Raw genomic sequence first — 26,144 nt, forward strand, 5'->3', positions numbered from 1 at the left:
AAAAAACCTACATACGCTCAGGAACCTGAATTCCTAAAACACTAAATGCATTTTTTATAGTATTGGCTACTTGTTTAGAAAGCTGAACTCTAAATATTTTTTCATCATCATTATCCGCGCCTAAAATGGATACATTCTGGTAAAATGAATTAAACTCTTTTACTAAATCGTACGTATAGTTTGCAATTAAAGCCGGACTATGTTGTGTTGCCGCATTTTGAATCACTTCCGGAAATAACTCTAACTGTTTTAAAAGTTCCTTTTCCTTTTCATGTAAAGTAATTTCCGAAACAGTTAAATTTTTAGAATAATCGAAATCTGCTCTTCTTAAAATCGCCTGAATTCTAGCGTAAGTATATTGAATAAAAGGCCCTGTATTCCCTTGAAAATCGATAGATTCCTTGGGATCGAATAAAATACGTTTCTTAGGATCGACTTTAAGAATGTAATACTTTAAAGCGCCCAAACCAATCGTTTTATACAATGCCTTTTTCTCTTCTTCAGTATAACCATCTAGCTTACCCAATTCTTCTGAGATTTCTTCGGCTGTCGTCGCCATTTCATCAATTAAATCATCGGCATCTACAACGGTTCCTTCTCTACTCTTCATCTTTCCACTTGGTAAATCTACCATTCCGTAGCTTAAATGGTAAAGATTTTTAGCCCATTCAAATCCCAATTTTTTAAGAATGATGAATAATACCTGAAAGTGATAATCCTGTTCGTTACCTACAGTGTAAACCATCCCGCCAACATCAGGAAAATCTTTAATACGCTGAATTGCCGTTCCAATATCCTGAGTCATGTAAACCGCTGTACCATCGGCGCGTTGAACAATTTTCTTATCTAATCCTTCTTCGGTTAAATCACACCACACCGAGCCATCTTCCTCTTTGAAGAATACACCTGATTTAAGCCCTTCGGCTACAAATTCCTTTCCTAACAAATAGGTATTACTTTCGTAGTATAGGGTATCGAAATCTACTCCCATGTTGGTATAAGTTTCGGCAAATCCGTCATATACCCATCCGTTCATGGTTTTCCAAAGCGCAACTGTTTTCTCATCTCCAGATTCCCATTTACGAAGCATGTTTTGAGCTTCCAATAATAAAGGCGCTTCCTTTTTTGCTTCTTCTTGTGATTTACCTTCAGCAACTAAAGTTTCTATTTCCTTTTTATATTCCTGATCGAATTTCACATAGTAATTCCCTACCAGCTTATCTCCTTTTAAACCTGTCGTTTCAGGAGTTTCTCCGTTACCAAATTTCTCCCAGGCCAACATACTTTTACAGATATGAATACCACGGTCGTTAATAATTTGTGTTTTATAAACTTTCTTTCCAGAAGCCTTTAAAATTTCAGAAACACTATAACCTAAAAGGTTGTTTCTAATATGTCCTAAGTGTAATGGCTTATTCGTATTTGGAGATGAGTACTCAACCATTATGGCTTTATCTTCCGGACTTGGTGTTACAAAACCATAATCTGTAGCATTCTTTATTCCATTGAAAAAGTTCATGTAGTAAGCATCACTGATTTCTACATTTAAAAACCCTTTAACGACATTAAAAGCTTTTACTTCTTCAACATTATCAACAAGGTAATTCCCTATGGTTTCCCCTATTTGTACAGGATTTCCTTTTACATAACGTAACATTGGGAAAATTACGACTGTAATATCTCCTGCAAATTCTTTTCTTGTTGCTTGAAATTCTACGGTATCAATCGATACATCAAAAGATGCTAAAACGGCTTGTTTTACTTGATTTTGTAAAGTCTGTTGAAGGCTCATTTATGGTCATTTTTTAGGTCAGCAAAGATAAAACTTTTCTTAAAGCATTTCCTCATAAAATAGCTTTAAAAATTAAGCTTATCTTAACCTAACGAAATTTTAATCAAAACCTGCTTAAAAATTACCCAAACAACTCAACAACAATAATTTACCAAGAACATTCGACAACCCCAATAAACACAGGTGCATTTCATCGATAATTCCGTCGTTTTTCCATGATTTTTACCGTTCATCTATTCGTCGATGTTTTTCAAAATAGCACCTTGTCGTTTTATCTAAAATATTGGCATTAAAACAGAGAAATTAGATTATAACATAGCATTTTCTAATTTTGTTATGTAAAGCTATTAATCCAAGTCCCTTTTAGACTCTAAACAAAAAACAAACATATTAACATTACAGCTTAATAAAGCAAATCTTTAATTCCCTCAATAAAGATGACTTTAGTTACTGCTTTATTCATTTTTGTAACTTGAATATTGTATGAGGAGAATAATTACTTTAATTGTACTTACTATATCTACACTGCTTGGTTTTTCACAAACTCAAGAGTTAGATAGTCTTTCTATACAATTGGCTTTCGAAACACAGGATTCACTTAAAGTAGAAACTTCTCTTAAAATCATTGAATTACTTTATAACAACAAAAATTACGATAAGGCTGTAAAGTATATAGTTGAAAGTGAAAAATTATCCAATAGTTTAAATTACACTAAAGGTATTGCTGCAAGTACTTACTACAAGTCTTTAATCTATGCCCAAAAAGGCGATTATATTAACGCTATAAACGGATATAAAAAGTCTAAATCTATTTATCAGGACCTTAACGATTCTACGGGCGTTGCTAAAGTGAACAATAGTATTGGGCTTTTAGAAATTAAACGAGGTAATTATTCTGAAGGTTTACAATATTGTTTAGCTGCTATTAAGGAATTAGAAAGTTTAAATCTAAAATCCGATCTATCTCTGGCTTATACCAATTTAGCTGAAGCTTATTACAATATCGGAGCCACAGATTATGCTATAAAATTTAATTTGAAAGCTCTCGATGTTCTCGAACAGTTAAACGATAATGAAGGTATTTTAAAAACCAACTTACAATTAGCTGAATTATATTCGAGTAATAAAGAATACCGAAAGTCTATAGAATTTTATGAAACAGTCCTCAATCGGACAAATAAAAATAACGACTCCATTCGAGGAAGGGTTTACCCGAAGCTCGGTCGGGAATATTTAAAATTCAATGACTACGACAAAGCCTCTGAATACCTCCTTGAAGGGTTAACACTAAACAGAAATTCTAATGATAAAGCCGGTTTACTACTGGCTTTAAATGGTTTAGGAGACTTAAACTTGCGCTTAAACCGATTAAACCTTGCCGAACAGCAACTTTATGAAGCGGGTACAATTGCAAAAAGCATTAGTAACAACAATGAGTTATTAACCTATTACAAACTCATGAAAGATCTGGATTCTACTAAACGTAGATTTGACAGAGCTTACATTTGGCAACGTGAATATTACGATTTAAAACAAAACATAGAACAAAAAGGTTCCAGCGAAATTAAAACTATTAAAGCTTCCGATTTAGAATTTAACCCGAATTTTGACAAAGAGATTTCAACAACCACTCAAGAACCTGTTAATAACTTTGAAAGTCAAGTTCAGGAAACGCAAACGGGTATAAACAAATTTAAAGTTGTTCTTTACGGATTGTTAGCTGCCTTAGCCATTGTATCAACATTTTTAATTCTAATTTACGTTAAGCGCAACAGCAATATAAAATACACTCAGGAATTAGAAGAAAAAAACATTAAAATTCAATTACAAAACGAAGCTTTCGCTGAACAGACTCAGCATCTGGAAAATGTAAACAATGTAAAAGACAAATTATTCTCTATTATATCTCACGACTTAAAAGACTCTTTATCTTCAATTAACGGCTTTATCAATTTAATGAAAGAAGGTTCATTAACTCGTGAAGAATTCGATAATTTAATTCCTGAATTAAGTGAAAACGCAAATAATGCTTCTTTACTACTTTTCAACTTACTAAACTGGTCTAAATCTCAAATGCAGTCATTAGACCCAAAACCTTCATTATTTGATATTCAGGAAGTTTTTGAAGCTAAAGTAAAACTTATTGAACAGCGCCTTGAAAGCAAAGGCATCGAACTTATAGACCATTCTTTACGTGACTTTGCTTATGCCGATAGAAGTATGATTGAAATCGTTATTCAGAATCTATTGGCCAATGCACTAAAATTCTGTAAAAAAGGAGACACCATAACAGTTAATAACCATATTAGTAATGGTAGCTGTATTATTAGCGTAGCCGATACTGGCATCGGCATTTCAAAAGAAAACATGGACAAACTATTTAAAAATAGTTCGTTTACCACTTTAGGCACCAACAACGAAAAAGGCACCGGCTTAGGGCTGTCTATCTGCAAAGAACTTGTAGAACTTAATAATGGTAAAATCTGGGTTGAAAGCACTTTAAATGTTGGAACTACATTCTACATTCAACTGCCAAAATCTAAACCTATTAATTAAGCTTTAGGCAAGAATACTTCGGCCATCATACAACGCGCACTTCCTCCACCACAGGCTTCAATAGTATCTAAAGAACTTGATAAAATTTTAGTATGCTTTTCAAGTTTACTTATTTGTTGTTCGGTTAACGAGGCATGAGCGGCCGCACTCATAATCAAATAAGGCTCATCATTATCGCCTTTTACCTGAAGCATATTACCTGCAAAATTATTTACCTGATCTTCGGTAATATCAATAACTTCTTTACCATCAGATTTTAGATGCGTTAATAAATTTTTACGTTCTTTTTTATCATCAATACTACTTAAACACACCACCGCGAAGGTTTCGCCTAAACACATCATAACATTAGTATGATATATAGCTTTACGCTCGCCATTTACCGTTTGATTTGCAGTAAATAATACAGGAAAATATTCGAAATCTTCACAAAACTCAATAAACAACTCTTCATCTGCACGAGGTGATAACGCACAGTAAGCTTTACGATTTACACGATCTAAAATTAAACTTCCAGTACCTTCTAAAAAAACGCCCTCATCTTCAGCTTCGGTATAATCTACAACATCATGAATAACAAAACCGGCTTCTTCAACAGCCAAAAGAACCTCTTCTCTACGTTCTAATCGTCTGTTTTCTGCAAACATGGGGTATAAGGCAATCGTTCCGTTTTCATGAAAAGACACCCAGTTATTTGGGAAAATAGAATCTGGAGTATCATATTCCTCAGTATCATTAACAACAATTACATTCAACCCAATACCACGTAGTTTTTCAACGTAAGCATCAAATTCCTGCTGTGCTTTTGCGTTTACCGTTTGAGGTAATAAATTATCAATAACCTTTTGGTAATAGTTATTCACAGCGGTCTGTTCATTCATCCTGAAGTTTATTGGACGAATCATTAAAATGGTATTTGTTGTCTGTTGCATATCTGTAAATTTCAATACAAAAGTATAATTATTTACAGTATAAAAACATATCTGTTTTAGTATTTAACAAAGAAGATTCGTGATTTTAGCCATAAAAAAATTAACTTCGTTTTAAGTAATTAACCCTTTTAAACAAAGCATTTATCTTAGCATCGAAAATAATATTAAAAGTAAAATTAAATTTCATATGTACTTATTATGAAAAAAATAAATAAATCAAAGATTCATTTTCGAAATGCTACTAAAGATGATGCCGAAACTTTAGCAAATTATAGAATTAATTACATTAATGAAGTATTAGAACTCAAAAATCATCCAAAAGCTATTAGGTTAAAAATCGAGCTTATCGATTATTTTTCAAAATCTATAGAAGAAGAAATAATTTTGACTCAACTAGCAGAATATGAGAATGAAATTATCGCGACAGGAGTAATTGTAATTAGTCAAGCTCCTCCAAGCTATGAAAGTATAAATAACAAAGGTAGAAGAGGGTATGTACTAAACGTCTTTACATTAAAAGAATATAGAGGGAATGGTATTGCGAAAGAATTATTAAAAAAACTAATTAAAAAGGCAAAGAGAGAAAAATTAGAATTTTTAAATTTACATGCAACTCAAGATGGAATAAATATTTATAAAGACCTGGGGTTTGATGAACCTAAGTTTCCCGAGTTAAAATTAACTTTAAAATAAATACCTGCGTCATATAAAATAATGAGTAGTATAATCCATAATTATTATAAGTTCTAATGCCATTGTTCATTCTAATTTTTCTTCGGAAAATCCATGATTACGAAATCGCACAATTCTAACACAAACCATTATGAGCAACGAACAAACTGCCATAAAAACCACATATTTCAGCATTATAGGCAACACTAGTTTAGCCTTAATAAAAGGGCTTGCTGGAGTTTTTGGTAATTCGTATGCCTTAATTGCCGATGCCATTGAATCGACTACCGATATCTTTTCTTCTGTTCTGGTGTTACTTGGGCTTAAATACGCAAAAAAACCAGCCGATGACAATCACCCGTATGGGCACGGAAAGATAGAACCTTTAATTACATTTATTGTAGTGGCTTTTTTAGTGACTTCGGCTACGATTATTGGCTACGAAAGCATTGAACATATACAAACGCCACACAAGACTCCAAAACCATGGACGTTAATTGTTCTGGGAGCTATTATTATCTGGAAAGAAATCTCGTTTCAAATTGTCATTAGAAAAAGCAGAGAGACGCATAGTTCTTCACTTAAGGCTGATGCTTGGCATCACCGAAGCGATGCTATCACATCAGTCATGGCTTTTATTGGTATTTCTATTGCCTTAATTTTTGGTGAAGGTTATGAAACTGCCGATGACTGGGCTGCTCTTCTGGCTTCAGGTTTTATCCTTTACAATAGTTATTTGATTTTCAGACCTGCTTTAGGTGAAATAATGGATGAACACCTTTACGACGACCTGATTCTTGAGATAAGAGAAAAGTCGCTTGAAGTCCCAGGAATTTTAGCTACCGAAAAATGCTACATCAGAAAGTCTGGTATGCGTTATCATGTAGACCTTCATGCCATGGTAAACAGCAATATAACCGTAAAAGAAGGACATGATTTATCGCATAAACTAAAAGACTATCTACATAGCGAAATAACCAACTTAGGAAATATTTCCATTCACATTGAACCAAACGATTGCAGTCTGGATAGTTGTAAACATATTATTCCCTAATTAAAGGCATCGTTGAGCAACGTAATAAACCTTCTTGTTTAGCAATTTCCGAGTAAGGTACTTCTTCAACAGTAAAGCCTTCCTTTCGTAACCAATCGTTTAATCTCGTGAAACTTTTCTCTGAAATTACCACATCCTCCGAAATTGAAAACACATTGCTATACATGTTATACATTTCGTCTTTCGTGATTTCAAATATATTCTCTTCTCCGAAAAAGTCAACCAACCATTGGTATTCCCGATCAATTAAAAAGCCATTTTTATGAAGAATTGCTTTTCCTTTTCCTAAAGGTTGAAAACAACAGTCTAAATGCAAAGCATTCTCCTTAGCATTTGTATTCGATTTTCTTAGCTCGAATGACTTTACAGTTTTCTCCGGAAATAATTCTTGCAGAGCAATAACGGCATCCATATTGGTACGTGCAGTTATTAAATCTGGGTAATTCTCACCTGAGTAAGTTCCAACAAAAATATAATCGTCCCATGGCATGACATCGCCACCTTCAACATGGCACTCTTCCGAAAGAATAATTCTATTCTCTTCTTCCACCTGATTCCAGATATAATCTATGGCGTGCACTTCCTTATCGCGGTTAGGTAAAATATTGGCCCGAATCATTTTATCCTCTATAACAAAAGCAATGTCACGAGAAAATATCTGATTACAATCCTTAATAACATCAGGACGAAACACTTGAACCCCGTACTTCTCAAAAACTTTAGCCACAGCATCCATTTCCTGAATCATATCTGCTTCTTTTGGATAGGTCCCTGCCAGCACATGTTCGATACTTTTAGGGTCGTAGCATTCCTCAACCTTAGGTGTAGGGCCGTTGCTTTCTGCTGTTCCTAGAACAACTGCTTTAAGCTTAGAAATTTCGTTTTGTATATTCAGTTTTAGCATGGTGTAAATATAAAAAAAGGCTTTATAAGTAAATCTTATAAAGCCTTTCTTTTATACACTAATATTTCAAAAATATTATCTCTCGTCTACTGAAACAAATTTTCTTTCGGTAGCCCCAATATAAATTTGTCTTGGTCTTCCAATTGGTTCTTTACGTAAACGCATTTCTCTCCATTGTGCAATCCAACCTGGTAAACGACCTAATGCGAACATTACCGTAAACATATCGGTTGGGATTCCCATAGCTCTATAGATGATTCCTGAATAGAAATCTACGTTCGGATATAATTTTCTATCTACAAAATAGGTATCTTCTAATGCTTCTTTTTCTAAACCTTTAGCTATATCTAAAATAGGATCTTGAACACCTAAGTCTCCTAACACTTCATCAGCAGCCTTTTTAATGATTCTAGCTCTTGGATCGAAGTTTTTGTATACACGGTGTCCGAATCCCATTAAACGGAACGGATCGCTTTTATCCTTAGCTTTCGCCATATATTTTTTAGTATCTCCACCATCGGCTTTAATAGCTTCAAGCATTTCTAAAACCGCTTGATTAGCACCACCATGTAATGGTCCCCAAAGAGCTGAAATACCAGCTGAAAGAGAAGCAAATAATCCAGCGTGCGATGACCCTACTATTCTTACTGTAGAAGTTGAACAGTTTTGCTCATGATCTGCATGTAAAATCAATAATTTATCTAAAGCATTGATTAAAACTTTATTTTGTTCATATGGGTGATTAGGTTTTTCAAACATCATTTTTAAGATGTTCTCTACATAACCAATTTCATCACTACCATAATTTAATGGTAAGCCTTGCTTTCTACGTAAAGTCCATGCTACTAACACAGGGAATTTACCTAAAATTTTCACAATAGCCCTGTACATATCTTCTTCTGAATCTACATTCACTGAAGATGGATTAAATGCTGTTAACGCACTTGTTAAAGAGGCTATTACACCCATTGGGTGTGCAGATCTTGGGAATGTTTCAACAATTTTCTTTACATCCTCATCTACAACAGCTTCTGCCTTAATATCGTTATGAAATTTTTCGTTTTGTTCTTTTGTTGGAAGTTCTCCGAAAATTAGAAGATAAGCTACCTCTAGGAAATCAGCCTTTTCGGCCAATTCTTCAATACTATAACCTCTATATCTTAAAATACCTTGCTCACCATCTAAAAAAGTAACCCCACTTTCGCATGCGCCTGTATTTTTATATCCCGGGTCTATAGTTATTACTCCGTTTGTCGCTGTTCTTAAATTTGTAATATCTATTGCAACTTCTTTCTCTGTTCCTTCAATTAACGGAAATTCATGTTTTTCTCCGTTTATTTCAATGGTAGCAGTATTAGCCATATGTATTTAATGATTGTTTAATTTAATTTTATTGGATCGCTAATTTAATAAATATCTATCTACTTATAAAGGAGATCAAACCAAAGATTTCACCAATTAACATATTGTTTAGAATCTAAGTATAAAAAAAGGCGATTATTAAACAATAACCGCCTTTTTTTGAAAATTTTATGACTTTGTATTACTTTACTTTAAAAGCATTTTCTTGAGGAAAATAAGCAACATCACCTAATTCTTCTTCAATTCTAAGTAATTGATTGTATTTTGCCATACGATCACTACGTGATGCAGATCCTGTTTTAATTTGTCCACAGTTTAAAGCTACAGCTAAATCGGCAATCGTGTTATCTTCAGTTTCGCCAGAACGGTGAGACATTACAGAAGTGTATCCTGCGTTTTTCGCCATGTTTACCGCTGCAATAGTTTCTGTTAAAGAACCAATCTGGTTTACTTTAATAAGGATTGAATTTGCAATACCGTTTTCGATACCTCTTGATAAACGCTCTACATTAGTTACAAATAAATCGTCACCTACTAACTGTACTTTATCACCAACTAACTCTGTTAAATAGCTCCATCCTTCCCAGTCGTTTTCATCCATACCATCTTCGATAGAGATAATTGGGTATTTAGAAACTAATTCTGCTAAGTATTCAGCTTGCTCTTTACTTGTTCTTGTTACACCTGTTTCTCCTTCGAATTTAGCGTAGTTATAAACACCACCTTCGTAGAACTCAGCTGAAGCACAATCTAAAGCGATTTTAACTTCTTCACCAAACTTATATCCCGCATTTTCAACAGCTTTAGCAATTGTTTCGATAGCATCTTCTGTTCCGTCTAAAGTTGGAGCAAATCCACCTTCATCACCTACAGCTGTACTTAAGTTTCTGTCGTGTAATACTTTTTTAAGGTTATGGAAAATTTCAGTTCCCATTTGCATAGCGTGCGTAAAGTTTTTCGCTTTAACAGGCATAATCATGAACTCCTGGAATGCGATAGGCGCATCACTATGAGAACCTCCATTAATAATATTCATCATTGGTACCGGTAATGTGTTAGCAGAAACACCACCTACATAACGGTATAATGGTAAACCTAATTCTCCAGCAGCAGCCTTAGCAACAGCTAAAGACACTCCTAAAATAGCATTAGCTCCTAATTTAGATTTGTTTTTAGTTCCATCTAAATCAATCATAATTTGATCGATAAGGTTTTGTTCGAAAACTGAAACCCCTAATAATTCAGGAGCAATAATAGAGTTTACATTCTCTACAGCTTTTAAAACACCTTTACCCATATATGCACTACCACCATCGCGTAACTCGACAGCTTCGTGTTCTCCTGTTGATGCTCCTGATGGTACAGCAGCTCTTCCTAAAACATCATTTTCAGTAACTACATCTACTTCAACAGTAGGATTCCCTCTAGAATCAAGAATTTGTCTTGCGTGAATATTAATTATTACACTCATAATTGGTTATTTTTAAATCTTTTATTTATTCAAATTTACGTTTAAATCTTATCTTTTTTAAGATGTTTTTTAAGAAATATTCAAAATATTCGCTATAACGTTTTAGTAAAGAAAATCCTCAAAAAATCTTAATGTTTTTTGAGGATTTAATACTATTTATTTTTGATATTTTCTATAAACTGATCAAAAAGATACGATGAATCGTGTGGTCCAGGACTCGCTTCCGGGTGGTATTGTACCGAGAATACATTTTTACTTTTCATGGCAATACCTGCAACGGTATTATCATTTAAGTGTACATGAGTAATCTCTACATCCGGGTGTGCTTCAGTTTCTTCTCTATTTACCGCGAAACCGTGGTTTTGAGAAGTTACTTCTCCTTTTCCTGTTACCATATTCTTTACAGGGTGGTTAATACCTCTGTGACCGTTATGCATTTTATAGGTAGAAATACCGTTTGCCAATGCAATAACCTGGTGTCCTAAACAGATACCGAATAATGGTAAATTTCTTTTGATAATTTCTTTAGCTACTTCTTGTGCATCTGCTAATGGTTCTGGATCTCCAGGTCCGTTAGATAAGAAATATCCATCTGGATTAAATGCTTCTAAATCTTCAAATTTAGAATTGTATGGGAATACTTTAATATAAGCATCACGCTTTGCCAAGTTTCTTAAGATATTCTTTTTAATTCCGATATCTAAAGCAGCAATTTTATAAGTCGCGTTTTCATCACCAAAATAGTACGGCTCTTTTGTAGAAACTTTAGAAGCTAATTCTAAACCTTCCATGTTTGGCACTTCAGCTAATTGCTTTTTTAAACCTTCAATGTTATCAACCTCTGTTGAAATAACAGCGTTCATAGCACCATTATCTCTAATGTAGCTTACTAATGCTCTAGTATCTACATCTGAAATAGCTAGTAAATTATTTTTATCTAAAAACTCCTCTAAAGAACTGTCTGCAGCATCTCTTGAATACTCGTAGCTAAAGTTTTTAACTACTAACCCAGCGATTTTTACTGAATCAGATTCTATTTCTTCTGCATTAGTTCCGTAGTTACCAATGTGCGCATTGGTAGTCACCATAATTTGTCCGAAATAAGAAGGATCTGTAAAAATCTCTTGGTATCCGGTCATACCAGTATTAAAACATACTTCACCGAACGCCGTTCCTTGCTTATTTCCTACTGCCTTACCATAAAAAATGGTACCATCTGCTAAAAGAATGATGGCTTTTTGTCTTTTTTGATATTTCATGTATTCGCTAAAAAAGTTTTGCAAAATTGCGCAAAAAAAAGGATAAACTAAAATAGTTTATCCTTTAATATTTAAAATGCTTTCAATCATTTATTCTTCTTCGTTTGAAGCTTGAGTTTCTACAGCAGGAGCAGCAGCTGGTTTAGAACCACCTCTTCTACTTCTACGAGTTGTTTTCTTCTCTGGTTTACCAGCAGTGTAAAGCTCGTTGTAATCTACAAGTTCAATCATAGCCATATCAGCGTTATCACCTAAACGATTACCAAGTTTAATAATTCTTGTGTAACCTCCTGGACGATCTGCAATCTTAGCTGCAACATCTCTGAACAATTCTGTTACTGCGTCTTTTTGTCTTAATCTAGACATAACTACACGTCTGTTGTGAGTTGTATCTTCTTTAGACTTAGTAATTAAAGGCTCAACAAATTGTTTTAAAGCTTTAGCTTTAGCAACAGTAGTGTTAATACGCTTGTGCTCGATTAAAGAACAAGCCATATTAGCTAACATAGATTTTCTATGTGCAGTTTGTCTACCTAAGTGATTTACTTTTTTTCCGTGTCTCATGACTTTTGGTTTTAAACTTCATCTTGCTTCAACCCACTATTGAGGAGCAAATTATGAAGTAATTAATCTTTATCTAATTTATATTTGCTTAAATCCATTCCGAAGTTTAAACCTTTAACATTTACAAGCTCTTCAAGCTCTGTTAAAGACTTCTTACCGAAGTTTCTGAATTTCATTAAATCGTTTTTGTTAAATGATACTAAGTCACCTAATGTATCAACTTCTGCAGCTTTTAAACAGTTAAGTGCACGAACCGATAAATCCATATCGATTAACTTCGTTTTTAGTAACTGTCTCATATGTAATGATTCTTCATCATATGTTTCAGTTTGTGCAATTTCATCAGCTTCTAATGTAATACGCTCATCAGAGAATAACATGAAGTGGTGAATTAACGTTTTAGCAGCCTCAGTTAACGCATCTTGAGGAGTGATAGAACCGTCTGTGATGATTTCAAATACTAACTTTTCGTAGTCAGTTTTTTGCTCAACACGATAGTTCTCAATACTATATTTAACGTTTTTAATCGGTGTGTAAATTGAATCTGTAAAGATTGTTCCTATTGGCGCAGCAGCTTTTTTATTTTCTTCTGCAGGTACATATCCTCTACCTTTTTCAATTGTAATTTCCATGTTAAAGTTAACTTTTGGATCTAAGTTACAGATAACTAACTCTGTATTTAACACTTGGAATCCAGAAATAAACTTTTGGAAATCTCCAGCAGTGATTTGCTCTTGACCTGAAATTGAAATTGATACAGACTCGTTGTCGATATCTTCAATTTGTCTTTTAAAACGAACTTGCTTTAAGTTTAAGATGATTTCTGTAACATCTTCTACTACACCAGCAATCGTTGAAAACTCATGATCTACACTTTCGATTCTAACAGAAGTAATTGCAAACCCTTCTAATGAAGAAAGAAGTACTCTTCTTAATGCGTTACCAACTGTTAAACCGTATCCAGGTTCTAAAGGACGAAATTCGAATTTCCCTTCAAAATCTGTTGAATCAATCATGATTACTTTGTCGGGCTTCTGAAAATTAAATACTGCCATTTTTTTTTCTTCGTTTTAATTGTTACTTGGTTGCGCGGTTTATAAGTTTGAAGAAGTACGAACAAACCCTTTGGCCAAATACCAATGTTGTTAATAATTTATTTTTATTATTTAGAGTATAACTCGACGATAAATTGTTCGTTGATGTTTTCTGGAATTTGAATTCTAGCAGGTACAGAAACGTAAGTTCCTTGTTTAGTATCGTCATTCCAAGTAATCCACTCGTAAACGTTGCTTGAGTTAGCTAAAGATCTTTCGATAACATCTAAAGATTTAGATTTCTCTCTTACAGCTACAACATCTCCAGCTTTTAATTGGTAAGAAGGAATGTTTACTAACTCACCATTTACAGTAATGTGTCTGTGAGATACTAATTGTCTAGCACCACTTCTAGATGGAGCGATACCCATACGGTATACTACGTTATCTAATCTAGATTCACAAAGTTGTAATAAAACCTCACCTGTAATACCTTGAGCAGCTCTTGCTTTCTTAAATAAACCTCTAAATTGTCTTTCTAAGATTCCGTAAGTGTACTTAGCTTTTTGCTTAGCCTCTAACTGGATTGCGTACTCAGATTTTTTTCCACGCTTTCTAGCGTTTCCGTGTTGCCCAGGAGGGTAATTTCTTTTCTCAAAAGACTTATCGTCTCCAAAAATAGCTTCTCCAAATTTACGAGCTACTTTTGTTTTAGGACCAGTATATCTTGCCATTTCTAATTGTTTTTGAGAGTGACTATGGATTAAGGTCTAAATCTTATCCTCCGATAATCGTTAATCTCTCGTTAATACTTGTTTTTTTCGGTGTGCAAATATATAAAAAAAATTAATACCAGCTGTATATTAAGCTGATATTAATTTCTTTATAAAAATATGTTGAGTAAAAATTATACTCTTCTACGTTTTGGAGGTCTACATCCATTGTGTGGTAGTGGAGTAACATCGATGATTTCTGTTACTTCGATACCAGCATTGTGGATTGAACGAATAGCAGATTCTCTACCGTTACCTGGACCTTTAACATATACTTTTACTTTCTTTAAACCAGCTTCTGAAGCTACAGCTGCAGCATCTTCAGCGGCTAATTGAGCAGCATAAGGAGTATTCTTTTTAGAACCTCTAAATCCCATTTTACCAGCAGATGACCAAGAAATTACGTCACCTTTTTTGTTAGTTAATGAGATAATGATGTTGTTAAAAGAAGCATTTACGTGAGCCTCTCCAACAGAATCTACTATAACTTTACGTTTTTTAGTAGTCTTTGTATTTGATTTTGCCATATTATTTTAGTTTCTAGTTGTTAGTTGTTAGTGATAGAATCCTAGACTTTTACATTTCAAACAGATTCATCTAACAGCTAAATACTAACTTGACTTTAATTATTTAGTTGCTTTTTTCTTGTTAGCAACAGTTTTTCTTCTACCTTTTCTTGTTCTAGAGTTATTCTTAGTACGTTGACCTCTTAAAGGAAGTCCAGCTCTGTGACGAATTCCTCTGTTACAACCGATATCCATTAAACGTTTAATGTTTAATTGAATCTCAGAACGTAATTCACCTTCGATAGTAAAAGATCCAACAGCTTCACGAATACCAGCGATTTGGTCGTCGTTCCAGTCTTGAACTTTAATACTTTCGTCAACATTAGCTTGAGCTAATATTTCTTTTGCTCTACTTCTACCTATTCCGTAGATATAAGTTAAAGAGATAACTCCTCTTTTGTTTTTTGGTATGTCTACACCTGCAATTCTTGCCATATTGTTTTTAGTTTCTAGTTGCTAGTTTTTAGTTGTTAGAATCCTAAACATTTCTATTTCAAACAGATTCTCATCTAACTTCTAAGCCCTAATAACTCATGTACAATTTAACCTTGTCTTTGTTTAAATCTAGGATTCTTTTTGTTTATCACGTAAAGTCTACCTTTTCTACGCACGATTTTACAATCTGCACTTCTTTTTTTAACGGATGCTCTAACTTTCATCGTATTAGTATCTATAAGTTATGCGAGCCTTAGACAAATCGTAAGGACTCATTTCTAATTTTACTTTATCTCCCGGTAAAAGTTTGATATAGTGCATACGCATTTTACCTGAGATATGTGCTGTCACAATGTGACCATTTTCTAATTCAACACGGAACATCGCATTTGATAATGCTTCAATAATTGTTCCGTCTTGTTCTATTGCTGCCTGTTTTGCCATAGTATAATATTTAAGCTACTGCTTTTCTATTTTTACCTGTTTTCATCAAGCCATCATAATGTCTATTTAACAAGTAAGAGTTTACCTGTTGCATAGTATCTATAGCAACACCTACTAAAATGATTAGTGAAGTACCACCAAAGAATAATGCCCATCCTTGTTGTACACCCATTAACTTAACAATGAAAGCTGGAAATATAGCTATAAGTGCTAAGAATAATGAACCTGGTAAGGTAATTTGAGACATTATCTTATCTAGATATTCTGAAGTTTCTGAACCAGGACGAATACCTGGAATAAAACCTCCGCTGCGTTTTAAATCGTCAGCCATTTTGTTCGTTGGTACTGTAATTGCAGTATAAAAATATGTAAACACAATAATTAAGAATGCAAATACAACGTTATACCAAAGACCAAAGATATCTGCAAAGTTTGTTTGTAACCACATTCCCGTTGCAGTCTCCTTTAATAAAGAAGATCCACCAATTAAACCTGGAACAAACATGATAGCCTGTGCAAATATGATAGGCATTACTCCAGAAGCGTTAAGCTTTAATGGAATATACTGTCTAGACCCTACAGCACTTTTTTCATAGCCACCAGTTGCGGTTCTTCTTGCGTATTCAACAGCTATTTTTCTAACAGCCATAACAAGCATGATTGCACCTAAGATAATTGCGAACCATAGTACTAATTCGAAAAGAATTAACATCACGTTATTTCCTTCTAATCTAGTCGCAGCGTTTTGAAGAAAAGCGGCTGGTAGACGAGCAATGATACCCACCATAATTAATAGTGAAATACCATTGCCTATACCTTTATCCGTAATTTTTTCTCCTAACCACATCGCAAAGATACACCCGGTTACTAAGATAGAAACAGATGAGAAATAGAATAATGGCCCTTGACCTAATAAAAATGCACTTGTAGGAATCCCTAATGCCGGTAAACTTGCCAGGTAACCTGGAGCCTGTAATAAACATATAGCAATAGTTAACCAACGTGTAATTTGATTAATCTTCTTTTGACCACTTGCGCCTTCTTTTTGTAATTTTTGTAAATAAGGAATAGCAATTCCCATTAACTGAACCACAATAGAAGCAGAAATGTATGGCATAATACCCAAAGCGAATACTGAAGCATTTGCAAATGCACCTCCAGTAAAGGCATTTAGTAATCCTAATATACCTGAGTCGGTACTATCTGCTAAGCCCTCTAATTGAGCAGCATCAATACCAGGAAGTACAACTTGAGTACCAAAACGATAAACTAATAACAAACCAAGTGTAACGGTAATTCTGTTTCTTAGTTCTTCTATTTTCCAAACATTCTTTAACGATTCTATAAACTTCATACTTGTAATAAGGTCTTATAATGTTACAGCTTCACCTCCTGCAGCTTCGATAGCAGCCTTTGCTGAAGCAGTAAATTTGTGTGCAGATACTTTTAACTTAGCTTTTAATTCTCCTCTTCCTAAAATTTTAACTAGATCATTTTTTCCAGCTAAACGGTTAGAGAATAAAGTTTCGAAGTCTACTGTATCTGTAACTTTGTTATCATCTACTAACTGTTGTAAAGTATCTAAGTTAATACCTTGATATTCTACGCGGTTAATATTAGTAAAACCAAACTTAGGAACACGTCTTTGAATAGGCATTTGACCTCCTTCAAATCCTACTTTCTTAGAGTATCCAGAACGAGACTTAGCTCCTTTGTGACCACGTGTAGCAGTACCACCTTTTCCAGAACCTTGTCCACGACCTACTCTTTTCCCTTGGTTTTTTACTGAACCTTCTGCAGGTTTTAAATTACTTAAATCCATTTTTCAGTTTATATTTTTAAGCTTCTTCTACAGAAACTAAATGTGAAACTTTAGCAACCATACCAAGAATACTTGGTGTGGTTTCATGCTCTACTACTTGACCAATCTTTCTTAATCCAAGAGACTCAAGTACTCTTTTTTGTCTAAGCGGCTTGTTAATAGCGCTTTTAACTTTTGTAACTTTAATTTTTGCCATCTCTTTAAATTTTTAAGCTTTAAAAACTTGTTCAAGTGAAATACCTCTATCTCTAGCAATCGTGTTAGCATCTCTTAACTGTAATAAAGCATCAAAAGTTGCTTTTACTACGTTGTGAGGGTTAGATGATCCTTGAGATTTAGATAATACGTCGTGTACACCAACTGCCTCAAGTACTGTTCTTACAGCACCACCAGCAATTACACCTGTACCTTCTGCAGCAGGCATAATGTTCACTCTAGCTCCTCCGAATTTACCTTTTTGCTCGTGAGGTAAAGTTTTTCCTTTTAAAGGAATTCTCACTAAGTTTTTCTTTGCATCTTCTACAGCTTTAGCGATAGCTGTTGCAACGTCTTTAGATTTACCTAAACCTTGACCTACAACACCGTGCTCATCACCTACTACTACGATTGCCGAAAAACCAAATGCTCTACCACCTTTAGTTACTTTGGTAACTCTTTGTACACCAACTAAACGATCTTTAAGATCTAATCCACCTGGTTTTACTAACTCTGCGCTTTTATATTTTTGAAACATAATTTTTAGAATTTAAGTCCTGCTTCTCTAGCTCCTTCAGCTAATGATTTTACTCTACCATGGTATAAATATCCACCTCTATCAAAAGCGATAGTTTCTACACCAGCTTTCATAGCTTTCTCAGCAACTGTTTTACCTACTAACTTAGCTAATTCTACTTTAGTAGCTGTTACAGAACTAATATCTTTGTCTCTTGAAGATGCAGCACTGATAGTTTTACCAGTTACGTCATCTACAATTTGAGCATAAATTTCTTTATTACTTCTAAAAACAGTTAATCTTGGTCTTGCTTCTGTTCCAGAAACAATTTTACGAATTCTGCTTTTTATTCTTATTCTTCTTTCGTGTTTTGTCAATGCCATAACTTAATTATTAAGCTGATTTACCTGCTTTTCTTCTTAATACTTCACCAACAAACTTGATACCTTTACCTTTGTAAGGTTCTGGTTTTCTAAATCCGCGGATTTTCGCAGCTACTTGTCCAACCAATTGTTTGTCGTGAGATGTTAATTTTACGATTGGGTTCTTCCCTTTTTCAGATACTGTTTCAACTTTAATTTCTGGAGCTAAGTCCATAACTATAGCATGAGAAAAACCTAAAGCTAATTCAAGTTTGTTACCTTGGTTACTAGCTCTATAACCTACACCTACTAATTCTAATTCTTTAGTCCAACCTTCAGAAACACCTTTAATCATGTTGTTTACTAAAGCTCTGTAAAGACCGTGTTTAGCTCTTTCAGCTTTTAGATCAGAAGAACGTGTTACTAAAACATTAGAATCTTCAACTTTAACTTCTACAGATTCAAAAGATTGAGTTAATTCTCCTAACTTTCCTTTTACTGTAATTAAGTTGTCTTTTACATCAACGGTAACTCCGTTTGGAATTACTACTGGGTTATTACCTATTCTTGACATATTCTTCTCTTTTTAGTAAACGTAACATAAAACTTCACCACCTACATTATCTCTTTTGGCTTGTTTACCAGTCATTACTCCGTGAGAAGTAGAAACGATGGCAATACCTAAACCATTAAGAATTCTAGGAAGTTCTTTCGAACTAGCATACTTACGTAAACCTGGTTTACTTACTCTTTCAATCTTCTTGATTACAGGCTCTTTTGTTTCTTTGTTGTACTTAAGAGCTATTTTAATAGTTCCTTGTACTGTAGAATCATCGAACTTGTAACTTAAAATATATCCTTGCTCGAATAATATTTTAGTGATGTCTTTCTTTAAATTAGAAGCAGGGATTTCAACCACTCTGTGGTTTGCACGCACTGCATTTCTAATTCTTGTCAAAAAATCCGCTATTGGATCTGTGTACATAATGAATTGATTTTGTGATTTCGGTTTTCGGCGTTGGCGGCCGAACCTTAAATCTGATTATTTAAAATAATATTACCAACTTGCTTTTTTAACTCCAGGAATAAGACCTTGGTTGGCCATTTCTCTAAAAGTTACACGAGAGATACCAAATGTTCTCATGTAACCTCTAGGTCTTCCTGTTAATTTACATCTATTATGTTGACGAATTGGAGAAGCGTTTTTTGGTAACTTCTGTAATGCTTCGTAATCTCCAGCTTCTTTTAAAGCTTTACGTTTCTCAGCATACTTTGCTACTGTTTTAGCTCTTTTTACCTCGCGGGCTTTCATTGATTCTTTAGCCATAACTTAGTTCTTTTTAAAAGGTAATCCTAATTCGGTTAATAATGATTTTGCTTCCTTATCGGTTTCAGCAGATGTTACAAATGTAATATCCATTCCTGAGATTCTATTAACTTTATCAATATTTATCTCTGGGAAAATGATTTGCTCAGTAATTCCTAAGTTATAGTTACCACGTCCGTCAAATCCTGTAGCTTTAATTCCGTTAAAATCTCTTACTCGAGGTAAAGCAGATGTTACTAAACGATCTAAAAACTCGTACATCATCTCTCCACGTAAAGTTACTTTAGCACCAATTGGCATACCTTTACGTAATTTAAACGTTGCAACGTCTTTTTTAGATAATGTTGCTACCGCTTTTTGTCCAGATATAGTTGTTAACTCTTCTACTGCGTAGTCAATTAACTTTTTGTCTGCAACTGCAGCTCCAACACCTTTAGATATTACTATCTTTTTAAGTTTAGGAACTTGCATTACATTATTATATCCAAATTCTTCTGTAAGAGCAGCAATTATTCTGCTTTTATACTCTTCTTTAAGTCTAGGTGAATATGCCATAACTATAATACTTCATTAGATTTTTTAGAAAATCTTACTTTTTTATCCCCTTCTACTTTATAACCTACTCTTGTTGTTTCTCCTTTCGAAGTTAACAACGCTAAGTTTGAAATATGGATAGGAGCCTCTTTTTCAACGATTCCACCTTGAGGATTTTGGGCACTTGGTTTAGTGTGTTTCTTAACCAAGTTAACCCCCTCAACGATCGCTTTGTTCTTTTCTATTAATACTTTTTGTACTTTACCTTCAGCACCTTTGTGGTCTCCAGCAATTACTTTTACAGTATCTCCAGTTTTTATTTTAAGCTTTGTCATCTTAATTTTAATGTATTAAAGCACTTCTGGTGCTAATGATACAATTTTCATGAATTGTCTATCACGAAGCTCTCTAGCAACAGGACCAAATACACGAGTACCTCTCATCTCTCCTTGAGCATTTAAAAGTACACATGCGTTGTCGTCGAATCTAATATAAGATCCGTCTGGTCTTCTTACTTCTTTTACAGTACGTACAACAACCGCAGTAGAAACTGCTTTCTTTTTTACGTTTCCGTTAGGAGTAGCATCTTTTACAGAAACTACAATTTTATCTCCAACAGAAGCATATCTTCTTTTTGTACCACCTAAAACACGGATTACTAAAACTTCTTTAGCTCCAGTGTTGTCTGCTACCTTTAATCTTGATTCTTGCTGTACCATAATTATTTAGCTCTTTCTATGATTTCAACTAATCTCCAACATTTAGATTTACTTAAAGGTCTTGTTTCCATGATTCTTACAGTATCTCCAACGTTACAATCGTTTGTCTCGTCGTGCGCAACGTATTTCTTTGTTTTTAACACGAACTTACCATACATAGGGTGCTTTACTTTTTTAACTTCAGAAACCACAATAGACTTCTGCATTTTGTTACTAGTAACAACTCCTATACGTTCTTTTCTTAAATTTCTTGTTTCCATCTTTTAGCAGAATTATTGTAATTCTCTTTTAGTTAATTCTGTCGCAATTCTAGCTACAGTTCTTCTTAATGAACGTAATTGAATTGGATTCTCTAAAGGAGATATTGCATGAGCTAATGTTAGGTCTGAATAACTCTTTTTTGTTTCACCAAGTTTCTCTTGTAACTCGGCTACTGATAATTCTTTAATTTCTGATTGTTTCATAATATCAAATAAATTATGCTTCGTAATCGCGAGCAATTAAAAACTTAGTTTTTACAGGAAGCTTTTGTGCAGCTAAACGTAATGCTTCTTGAGCTACGTCTAATGGCACCCCTCCAATTTCAAATAATACTCTTCCTGGCTTAACTACTGCTACCCAATATTCTACAGCACCTTTACCTTTACCCATACGTACCTCAAGAGGCTTTTTAGTGATAGGCTTGTCTGGAAATATTTTAATCCAAAGTTGCCCCTCTCTCTTCATGTAACGAGTAGCAGCAATACGTGCAGCTTCTATTTGACGAGATGTGATAAACACAGAGTCTAATGCTTTTATTCCAAAAGTTCCGTTTGAAAGTTGATGTCCTCTTTGAGACAGACCTTTCATACGGCCCTTCATTTGCTTACGAAATTTTGTTCTTTTAGGCTGTAACATTTTTCTTTACTTTATAAAAAATTACTTTCTACGACGAGGTTTTGCGTTTCCACCACGTCCTGGCGCTCCGCCTTTTCCTTGCTTCTTAGATAATCCAACAAGCGGAGAAAGCTCTCTTTTACCATATACTTCACCTTTCATGATCCATACTTTAACACCCAATCTACCGTAAGTAGTGTGTGCCTCAACTAAAGCATAGTCAATATCGGCTCTAAAGGTTGATAAAGGAATACGACCTTCTTTGTAGTGTTCAGAACGTGCCATCTCAGCTCCGTTTAAACGACCACTAATCTCGATTTTAATTCCTTCAGCGTTCATACGCATTGTAGCAGCGATAGCCATCTTGATTGCACGACGGTAAGAGATTCTGTTCTCAATTTGACGAGCAATACTAGATCCTACTAAGAATGCGTCAAGTTCAGGTCTTTTAATTTCAAAGATGTTAATCTGAACTTCTTTTCCAGTAATTTTCTTAAGCTCTTCTTTTAACTTGTCTACCTCTTGTCCACCTTTACCGATAATAATACCAGGTCTAGCAGTAGTGATAGTAACGGTTACAAGTTTAAGAGTACGCTCGATAATTACTCTACTTACACTAGCTTTAGATAAACGCGCGTGAACGTATTTTCTAATTTTATCGTCTTCGGCAAGCTTATCTCCGTAATCATTACCTCCGTACCAGTTAGATTCCCATCCTCTGATAATACCTAAGCGATTTCCGATTGGATTTGTTTTTTGTCCCATACTTCTATCTTAGCTTTGTGTGTTATTGTTAGCTCCAACAACGATAGTTACGTGGTTAGAACGTTTTCTAATTCTGTGTGCACGACCTTGCGGAGCTGGACGTAATCTTTTTAACATAGATCCACCATCTACTCTAATCTCCTTAACAAATAATTCAGCGTCTTCGATGCTTGCATCTTCGTTTTTTGCTTGCCAGTTTGCAATTGCAGACAATAACAATTTCTCTAAACGGTTTGAAGCTTCTTTTTGGCTAAATTTTAAAATGTTTAGTGCTTTCTCAACTTTTTCACCTCTTACTAAATCGGCTACTAAGCGCATTTTTCTTGGTGACGTAGGACAATTATTAAGCTTAGCAAAAGCAACTTGCTTTTTTTCTTCCTTAATAGCGTCTGCCATTTGTTTTTTACGACTTCCCATAGCTTACTACTTTTTACCTTTGTTTTTAGCACCTGCATGTCCACGGAATGAACGTGTTGGTGAAAATTCTCCTAATTTATGACCTACCATGTTTTCAGTAACGTATACTGGAACGAATTGACGGCCATTGTGTACTGCGATTGTTTGTCCAACGAAATCTGGAGTAATCATACTAGCACGAGACCAAGTTTTGATTACTGTTTTCTTGCCAGACTCAACATTGTCAGCAACTTTTTTCTCTAATTTATAATGAACGTAAGGTCCTTTTTTTAATGATCTTGCCATGTCTTATTTCTTTCTACGTTCTACAATATACTTATTTGTTGGGTTCTTTTTAGAACGTGTTCTGTAACCTTTAGCTGGAACACCGTTTCTAGAACGTGGGTGTCCACCTGATGCACGTCCTTCACCACCTCCCATTGGGTGATCAACCGGGTTCATTACTACTGGTCTAGTACGAGGTCTTCTTCCTAACCATCTTGTTCTACCTGCTTTACCAGATACTAACAATTGGTGATCTGAGTTAGATACCGCACCTACAGTTGCTAAACAGTTTACTAAAACTAATCTTGTTTCGCCTGAAGGTAATTTTACAGTTGCAAATTTACCATCTCTTGCCATTAACTGAGCAAAAGCACCAGCACTACGAGCCATAACAGCTCCTTGACCTGGACGTAACTCAACACAAGAAATAATTGTTCCTAAAGGAATTTGACTTAAAGGCATTGCATTACCAATTTCTGGAGCGATATTCTCTCCTGAAACTACAGTTTGACCTACTTGTAAACCGTTTTGAGCAATGATATATCTTTTCTCGCCATCTTGATAGTTCAATAATGCGATAAAAGCGGTTCTGTTTGGATCGTACTCGATAGATTTAACTTCAGCAGGGATTCCAGCTTTGTTACGTTTGAAATCGATAATACGATACTTCTTTTTATGACCACCACCAATGTAGCGCATGGTCATTTTTCCTTGACTGTTTCTACCACCAGACCTTTTTTTCGGAGCTAATAAACTTTTCTCCGGCTTATCAGTAGTAATGGCGTCATAACCATTTACTACTCTAAAACGCTGCCCTGGTGTGATTGGTTTTAATTTTCTTACTGACATTTGTCTTTAATTACATGTTACTGTATAAATCAATCATTTCACCTTCCGCCAGTTGTACAATTGCTTTTTTAACAGCATTTGTTTTACCATGTTGAAGACCTGTTTTTGTGTAACGAGTTCTTCTTTCTGGACGGACATTTATAGTACGAACTTTTTCAACAGAAACCCCGTAAGCAGCTTCTACTGCTTTCTTAATTTCTATCTTGTTCGCCTTAGTGTTCACTGCGAAAGTATAGCAGTTTCTTAACTCGCTATCTGCAGTCGCTTTCTCTGTGATTATAGGTTTAATTAAGATATTCATCGTTTCTATTTACTTAAATTTGTTACAATTCCTTCTAAAGCACCTTCTAAAACAACTACTTGACTTGCATTTAAAATCTTGTAAGTGTTTAATTCTGAAGTAGTTACAACTTCAGAGCCTTGTAAATTGCGTGACGACAAATATACATTATTATTTGACGCACCCAACACGAATAAAGATTTTTTATTCTCTAAGTTTAAGGCTTTTAGCACCGCAGTGAAGTTCTTAGTTTTTGGAGTTTCGAAGTTGAAATCTTCTAACACAACTACTGATTGCTCTCCTGCTTTGATACTTAACGCTGATTTACGAGCTAAACGTTTAACGTTTTTGTTAAGTTTAAAGCTATAGTTTCTTGGTCTTGGACCAAACATACGTCCACCACCTTTAAACACTCCAGACTTGATGCTACCCGCACGAGCAGTACCTGTTCCTTTTTGCTTTTTAATCTTACGAGTACTTCCAGAGATCTCACCTCTTTCTTTTGCTTTGTGAGTACCTTGTCTTTGGTTTGCTAAGTATTGCTTAACATCCAAATATACTGCATGATTATTAGGCTCAATAGCAAATACTTCATTAGAAAGGTTTGCCTTTCTTCCAGTATCTTTTCCGTTTATATCTAAAACTGCTACTTCCATTACTTTCTAATAATTACATAAGCGTTTTTGTGTCCAGGAACGCATCCTTTAACAACAAGTAAGTTCTTTTCTGGAACTACTTTTAAAACTCTTAAATTTTCAACTTTCACTTGATCATTTCCTGTTCTTCCAGCCATTTTCATTCCTTTGAATACTCTTGCAGGATATGAAGCCGCACCAATAGAACCTGGAGCTCTTAAACGGTTGTGCTGACCGTGAGTCGCTTGACCTACACCACCAAAACCGTGACGTTTTACAACCCCTTGGAATCCTTTACCTTTAGAAGTTCCTGAAATATCAACGAACTCTCCTTCAATAAAGTGATCTACAGTGATCGCATCACCTAATTTGTACTCCTCACCAAAACCTTTGAACTCAACGGTTTTACGCTTTACAGAAGTTCCAGCCTTTTTAGCGTGACCTAAGTCAGCTTTAGTTGCGCTTTTTTCTGTCGCGTCATCGAAACCTAATTGAAGAGCTTCATACCCGTCAACTTCAGTGGTTCTGACTTGGGTAACGATACATGGACCCGCTTCGATTACTGTACATGGAATGTTTTTCCCATTTTCATCGAAAATGCTGGTCATACCGATTTTTTTTCCAATTAACCCAGACATATTAAATTATTTATTAATTATTACTATTTGTTATTAAAAAAACTCAAGGCCAAAAATACGTTTCAGCCTTGAATTGTATTTTTCCGTTTTTCCTTAACCAGTCGTTAAGGACATGTCGATTGTTCT

General features: G+C 34.6%; 37 protein-coding genes. 3 read left to right on the plus strand and 34 right to left on the minus strand.

The annotated features are described in order from the left end of the window. Window positions 1-7: 7 nt before the first annotated feature. On the minus strand, window positions 8-1,792 hold the full coding sequence (gene argS, locus NO995_RS02745) for an arginine--tRNA ligase (protein ID WP_240571825.1): 1,785 nt from the start codon (window positions 1,790-1,792) through the stop codon (window positions 8-10). A gap of 483 nt (window positions 1,793-2,275) precedes the next feature. On the opposite strand from argS, the gene NO995_RS02750 reads away from it, so the two are divergent. Next, window positions 2,276-4,348 carry a tetratricopeptide repeat-containing sensor histidine kinase gene (locus NO995_RS02750; RefSeq protein ID WP_258226185.1) on the plus strand — a complete coding sequence of 691 codons (2,073 nt, stop codon included), beginning with the start codon at window positions 2,276-2,278 and terminating at the stop codon, window positions 4,346-4,348. Here NO995_RS02750 and ctlX read toward each other — a convergent pair. After that, window positions 4,345-5,280, minus strand: coding sequence for a citrulline utilization hydrolase CtlX (gene ctlX / locus NO995_RS02755; protein ID WP_258226186.1), 936 nt, complete (start codon window positions 5,278-5,280; stop codon window positions 4,345-4,347). The two genes, NO995_RS02750 and ctlX, sit on opposite strands and share 4 nt — an antisense overlap. Window positions 5,281-5,478: 198 nt before the next feature. Between ctlX and NO995_RS02760 the strand changes: the two genes are divergently transcribed. Further along, window positions 5,479-5,973 carry a GNAT family N-acetyltransferase gene (locus tag NO995_RS02760; protein WP_258226187.1) on the plus strand — a complete coding sequence of 165 codons (495 nt, stop codon included), beginning with the start codon at window positions 5,479-5,481 and terminating at the stop codon, window positions 5,971-5,973. A 130-nt stretch (window positions 5,974-6,103) separates the two neighbouring features. Beyond that, window positions 6,104-7,006: a cation diffusion facilitator family transporter gene (locus NO995_RS02765; RefSeq protein WP_240571828.1), complete on the plus strand. Its 903-nt coding sequence runs from the start codon at window positions 6,104-6,106 to the stop codon at window positions 7,004-7,006. On the opposite strand, the gene NO995_RS02770 is transcribed toward NO995_RS02765, so the two are convergent. From NO995_RS02770 to rplC, 32 genes are all read right to left on the minus strand, one after another. Next, entirely contained in the window at window positions 6,996-7,910 is a 915-nt protein-coding gene (locus NO995_RS02770) for a dimethylarginine dimethylaminohydrolase family protein (RefSeq protein WP_240571829.1), read from the minus strand. The genes NO995_RS02765 and NO995_RS02770 overlap by 11 nt on opposite strands. 75 nt (window positions 7,911-7,985) lie before the next feature. After that, window positions 7,986-9,272, minus strand: coding sequence for a citrate synthase (locus NO995_RS02775; RefSeq protein ID WP_258226188.1), 1,287 nt, complete (start codon window positions 9,270-9,272; stop codon window positions 7,986-7,988). A gap of 181 nt (window positions 9,273-9,453) precedes the next feature. Then, the gene (gene eno, locus NO995_RS02780) at window positions 9,454-10,743 is read right to left on the minus strand and encodes a phosphopyruvate hydratase (protein ID WP_240571831.1); all 1,290 of its coding nucleotides are present in this window, start codon (window positions 10,741-10,743) and stop codon (window positions 9,454-9,456) included. Window positions 10,744-10,895: 152 nt separating this feature from the next. Then, window positions 10,896-12,002 carry a glutamine-hydrolyzing carbamoyl-phosphate synthase small subunit gene (carA, locus tag NO995_RS02785; protein WP_240571832.1) on the minus strand — a complete coding sequence of 369 codons (1,107 nt, stop codon included), beginning with the start codon at window positions 12,000-12,002 and terminating at the stop codon, window positions 10,896-10,898. Window positions 12,003-12,092: 90 nt separating this feature from the next. After that, on the minus strand, window positions 12,093-12,566 hold the full coding sequence (gene rplQ / locus NO995_RS02790) for a 50S ribosomal protein L17 (RefSeq protein WP_188214825.1): 474 nt from the start codon (window positions 12,564-12,566) through the stop codon (window positions 12,093-12,095). 62 nt (window positions 12,567-12,628) lie between these two features. Next, complete coding sequence (locus NO995_RS02795; RefSeq protein ID WP_240571833.1) at window positions 12,629-13,621, minus strand: DNA-directed RNA polymerase subunit alpha; 993 nt, start codon at window positions 13,619-13,621, stop codon at window positions 12,629-12,631. 107 nt (window positions 13,622-13,728) lie between these two features. Further along, window positions 13,729-14,334, minus strand: a complete 606-nt coding sequence (gene rpsD, locus NO995_RS02800) for a 30S ribosomal protein S4 (RefSeq protein WP_240571834.1) — start codon at window positions 14,332-14,334, stop codon at window positions 13,729-13,731. Window positions 14,335-14,507: 173 nt separating this feature from the next. After that, window positions 14,508-14,900, minus strand: a complete 393-nt coding sequence (gene rpsK, locus NO995_RS02805; RefSeq protein ID WP_240571835.1) for a 30S ribosomal protein S11 — start codon at window positions 14,898-14,900, stop codon at window positions 14,508-14,510. Window positions 14,901-14,999: 99 nt separating this feature from the next. Beyond that, complete coding sequence (rpsM, locus tag NO995_RS02810; RefSeq protein WP_188214821.1) at window positions 15,000-15,374, minus strand: 30S ribosomal protein S13; 375 nt, start codon at window positions 15,372-15,374, stop codon at window positions 15,000-15,002. Window positions 15,375-15,481: 107 nt separating this feature from the next. Next, window positions 15,482-15,598 carry a type B 50S ribosomal protein L36 gene (gene ykgO, locus NO995_RS02815; protein WP_013305171.1) on the minus strand — a complete coding sequence of 39 codons (117 nt, stop codon included), beginning with the start codon at window positions 15,596-15,598 and terminating at the stop codon, window positions 15,482-15,484. Window positions 15,599-15,602: 4 nt separating this feature from the next. Beyond that, entirely contained in the window at window positions 15,603-15,818 is a 216-nt protein-coding gene (gene infA, locus NO995_RS02820) for a translation initiation factor IF-1 (RefSeq protein WP_028289261.1), read from the minus strand. 10 nt (window positions 15,819-15,828) lie between these two features. Further along, the gene (secY, locus tag NO995_RS02825) at window positions 15,829-17,172 is read right to left on the minus strand and encodes a preprotein translocase subunit SecY (RefSeq protein WP_240571836.1); all 1,344 of its coding nucleotides are present in this window, start codon (window positions 17,170-17,172) and stop codon (window positions 15,829-15,831) included. A gap of 15 nt (window positions 17,173-17,187) precedes the next feature. Then, complete coding sequence (gene rplO, locus NO995_RS02830) at window positions 17,188-17,640, minus strand: 50S ribosomal protein L15 (protein ID WP_240571837.1); 453 nt, start codon at window positions 17,638-17,640, stop codon at window positions 17,188-17,190. A 16-nt stretch (window positions 17,641-17,656) separates the two neighbouring features. Then, window positions 17,657-17,836 (minus strand): 50S ribosomal protein L30, encoded by a 180-nt coding sequence (gene rpmD, locus NO995_RS02835; protein ID WP_240571838.1) that lies wholly within the window; start codon window positions 17,834-17,836, stop codon window positions 17,657-17,659. A gap of 12 nt (window positions 17,837-17,848) precedes the next feature. After that, window positions 17,849-18,373, minus strand: a complete 525-nt coding sequence (gene rpsE / locus NO995_RS02840) for a 30S ribosomal protein S5 (RefSeq protein ID WP_188214817.1) — start codon at window positions 18,371-18,373, stop codon at window positions 17,849-17,851. Window positions 18,374-18,378: 5 nt separating this feature from the next. Then, window positions 18,379-18,735: a 50S ribosomal protein L18 gene (rplR, locus tag NO995_RS02845; protein ID WP_240571839.1), complete on the minus strand. Its 357-nt coding sequence runs from the start codon at window positions 18,733-18,735 to the stop codon at window positions 18,379-18,381. 10 nt (window positions 18,736-18,745) lie between these two features. Then, window positions 18,746-19,288, minus strand: coding sequence for a 50S ribosomal protein L6 (gene rplF, locus NO995_RS02850; protein ID WP_258226189.1), 543 nt, complete (start codon window positions 19,286-19,288; stop codon window positions 18,746-18,748). A 12-nt stretch (window positions 19,289-19,300) separates the two neighbouring features. Then, a complete protein-coding gene (gene rpsH, locus NO995_RS02855) occupies window positions 19,301-19,699 on the minus strand; it encodes a 30S ribosomal protein S8 (RefSeq protein WP_240571841.1) in 399 nt (132 codons plus the stop codon). Between the two features lie 72 nt (window positions 19,700-19,771). Continuing rightward, entirely contained in the window at window positions 19,772-20,041 is a 270-nt protein-coding gene (rpsN, locus tag NO995_RS02860) for a 30S ribosomal protein S14 (RefSeq protein WP_019386280.1), read from the minus strand. A 3-nt stretch (window positions 20,042-20,044) separates the two neighbouring features. After that, complete coding sequence (gene rplE / locus NO995_RS02865; protein ID WP_240571842.1) at window positions 20,045-20,596, minus strand: 50S ribosomal protein L5; 552 nt, start codon at window positions 20,594-20,596, stop codon at window positions 20,045-20,047. A 2-nt stretch (window positions 20,597-20,598) separates the two neighbouring features. Beyond that, complete coding sequence (gene rplX, locus NO995_RS02870; RefSeq protein WP_240571843.1) at window positions 20,599-20,910, minus strand: 50S ribosomal protein L24; 312 nt, start codon at window positions 20,908-20,910, stop codon at window positions 20,599-20,601. 15 nt (window positions 20,911-20,925) lie between these two features. Beyond that, on the minus strand, window positions 20,926-21,294 hold the full coding sequence (gene rplN, locus NO995_RS02875) for a 50S ribosomal protein L14 (protein ID WP_240571844.1): 369 nt from the start codon (window positions 21,292-21,294) through the stop codon (window positions 20,926-20,928). 2 nt (window positions 21,295-21,296) lie between these two features. Continuing rightward, window positions 21,297-21,554 (minus strand): 30S ribosomal protein S17, encoded by a 258-nt coding sequence (gene rpsQ / locus NO995_RS02880; RefSeq protein WP_240571845.1) that lies wholly within the window; start codon window positions 21,552-21,554, stop codon window positions 21,297-21,299. 12 nt (window positions 21,555-21,566) lie between these two features. Beyond that, window positions 21,567-21,758 carry a 50S ribosomal protein L29 gene (rpmC, locus tag NO995_RS02885; protein WP_188214809.1) on the minus strand — a complete coding sequence of 64 codons (192 nt, stop codon included), beginning with the start codon at window positions 21,756-21,758 and terminating at the stop codon, window positions 21,567-21,569. A 13-nt stretch (window positions 21,759-21,771) separates the two neighbouring features. Then, window positions 21,772-22,191, minus strand: a complete 420-nt coding sequence (gene rplP, locus NO995_RS02890) for a 50S ribosomal protein L16 (protein WP_240571846.1) — start codon at window positions 22,189-22,191, stop codon at window positions 21,772-21,774. A 21-nt stretch (window positions 22,192-22,212) separates the two neighbouring features. Further along, on the minus strand, window positions 22,213-22,935 hold the full coding sequence (gene rpsC / locus NO995_RS02895) for a 30S ribosomal protein S3 (RefSeq protein WP_240571847.1): 723 nt from the start codon (window positions 22,933-22,935) through the stop codon (window positions 22,213-22,215). Between the two features lie 9 nt (window positions 22,936-22,944). After that, window positions 22,945-23,352 (minus strand): 50S ribosomal protein L22, encoded by a 408-nt coding sequence (gene rplV, locus NO995_RS02900; RefSeq protein ID WP_240571848.1) that lies wholly within the window; start codon window positions 23,350-23,352, stop codon window positions 22,945-22,947. Between the two features lie 6 nt (window positions 23,353-23,358). Continuing rightward, complete coding sequence (gene rpsS, locus NO995_RS02905) at window positions 23,359-23,637, minus strand: 30S ribosomal protein S19 (protein ID WP_240571849.1); 279 nt, start codon at window positions 23,635-23,637, stop codon at window positions 23,359-23,361. 3 nt (window positions 23,638-23,640) lie between these two features. Beyond that, entirely contained in the window at window positions 23,641-24,465 is an 825-nt protein-coding gene (gene rplB / locus NO995_RS02910) for a 50S ribosomal protein L2 (RefSeq protein WP_188214804.1), read from the minus strand. 10 nt (window positions 24,466-24,475) lie between these two features. Next, complete coding sequence (gene rplW / locus NO995_RS02915; protein WP_240571850.1) at window positions 24,476-24,766, minus strand: 50S ribosomal protein L23; 291 nt, start codon at window positions 24,764-24,766, stop codon at window positions 24,476-24,478. Between the two features lie 5 nt (window positions 24,767-24,771). Then, complete coding sequence (gene rplD / locus NO995_RS02920; protein WP_258226190.1) at window positions 24,772-25,401, minus strand: 50S ribosomal protein L4; 630 nt, start codon at window positions 25,399-25,401, stop codon at window positions 24,772-24,774. After that, complete coding sequence (rplC, locus tag NO995_RS02925) at window positions 25,401-26,018, minus strand: 50S ribosomal protein L3 (RefSeq protein WP_240571852.1); 618 nt, start codon at window positions 26,016-26,018, stop codon at window positions 25,401-25,403. Before rplC ends, rplD begins: the two co-directional genes overlap by 1 nt. Between the last annotated feature and the right edge of the window lie 126 nt (window positions 26,019-26,144).

Source organism: Aestuariibaculum sp. M13, assembly GCF_024723255.1.
In the GTDB taxonomy this organism is placed as follows: Bacteria; Bacteroidota; Bacteroidia; order Flavobacteriales; family Flavobacteriaceae; genus Aestuariibaculum; species Aestuariibaculum lutulentum.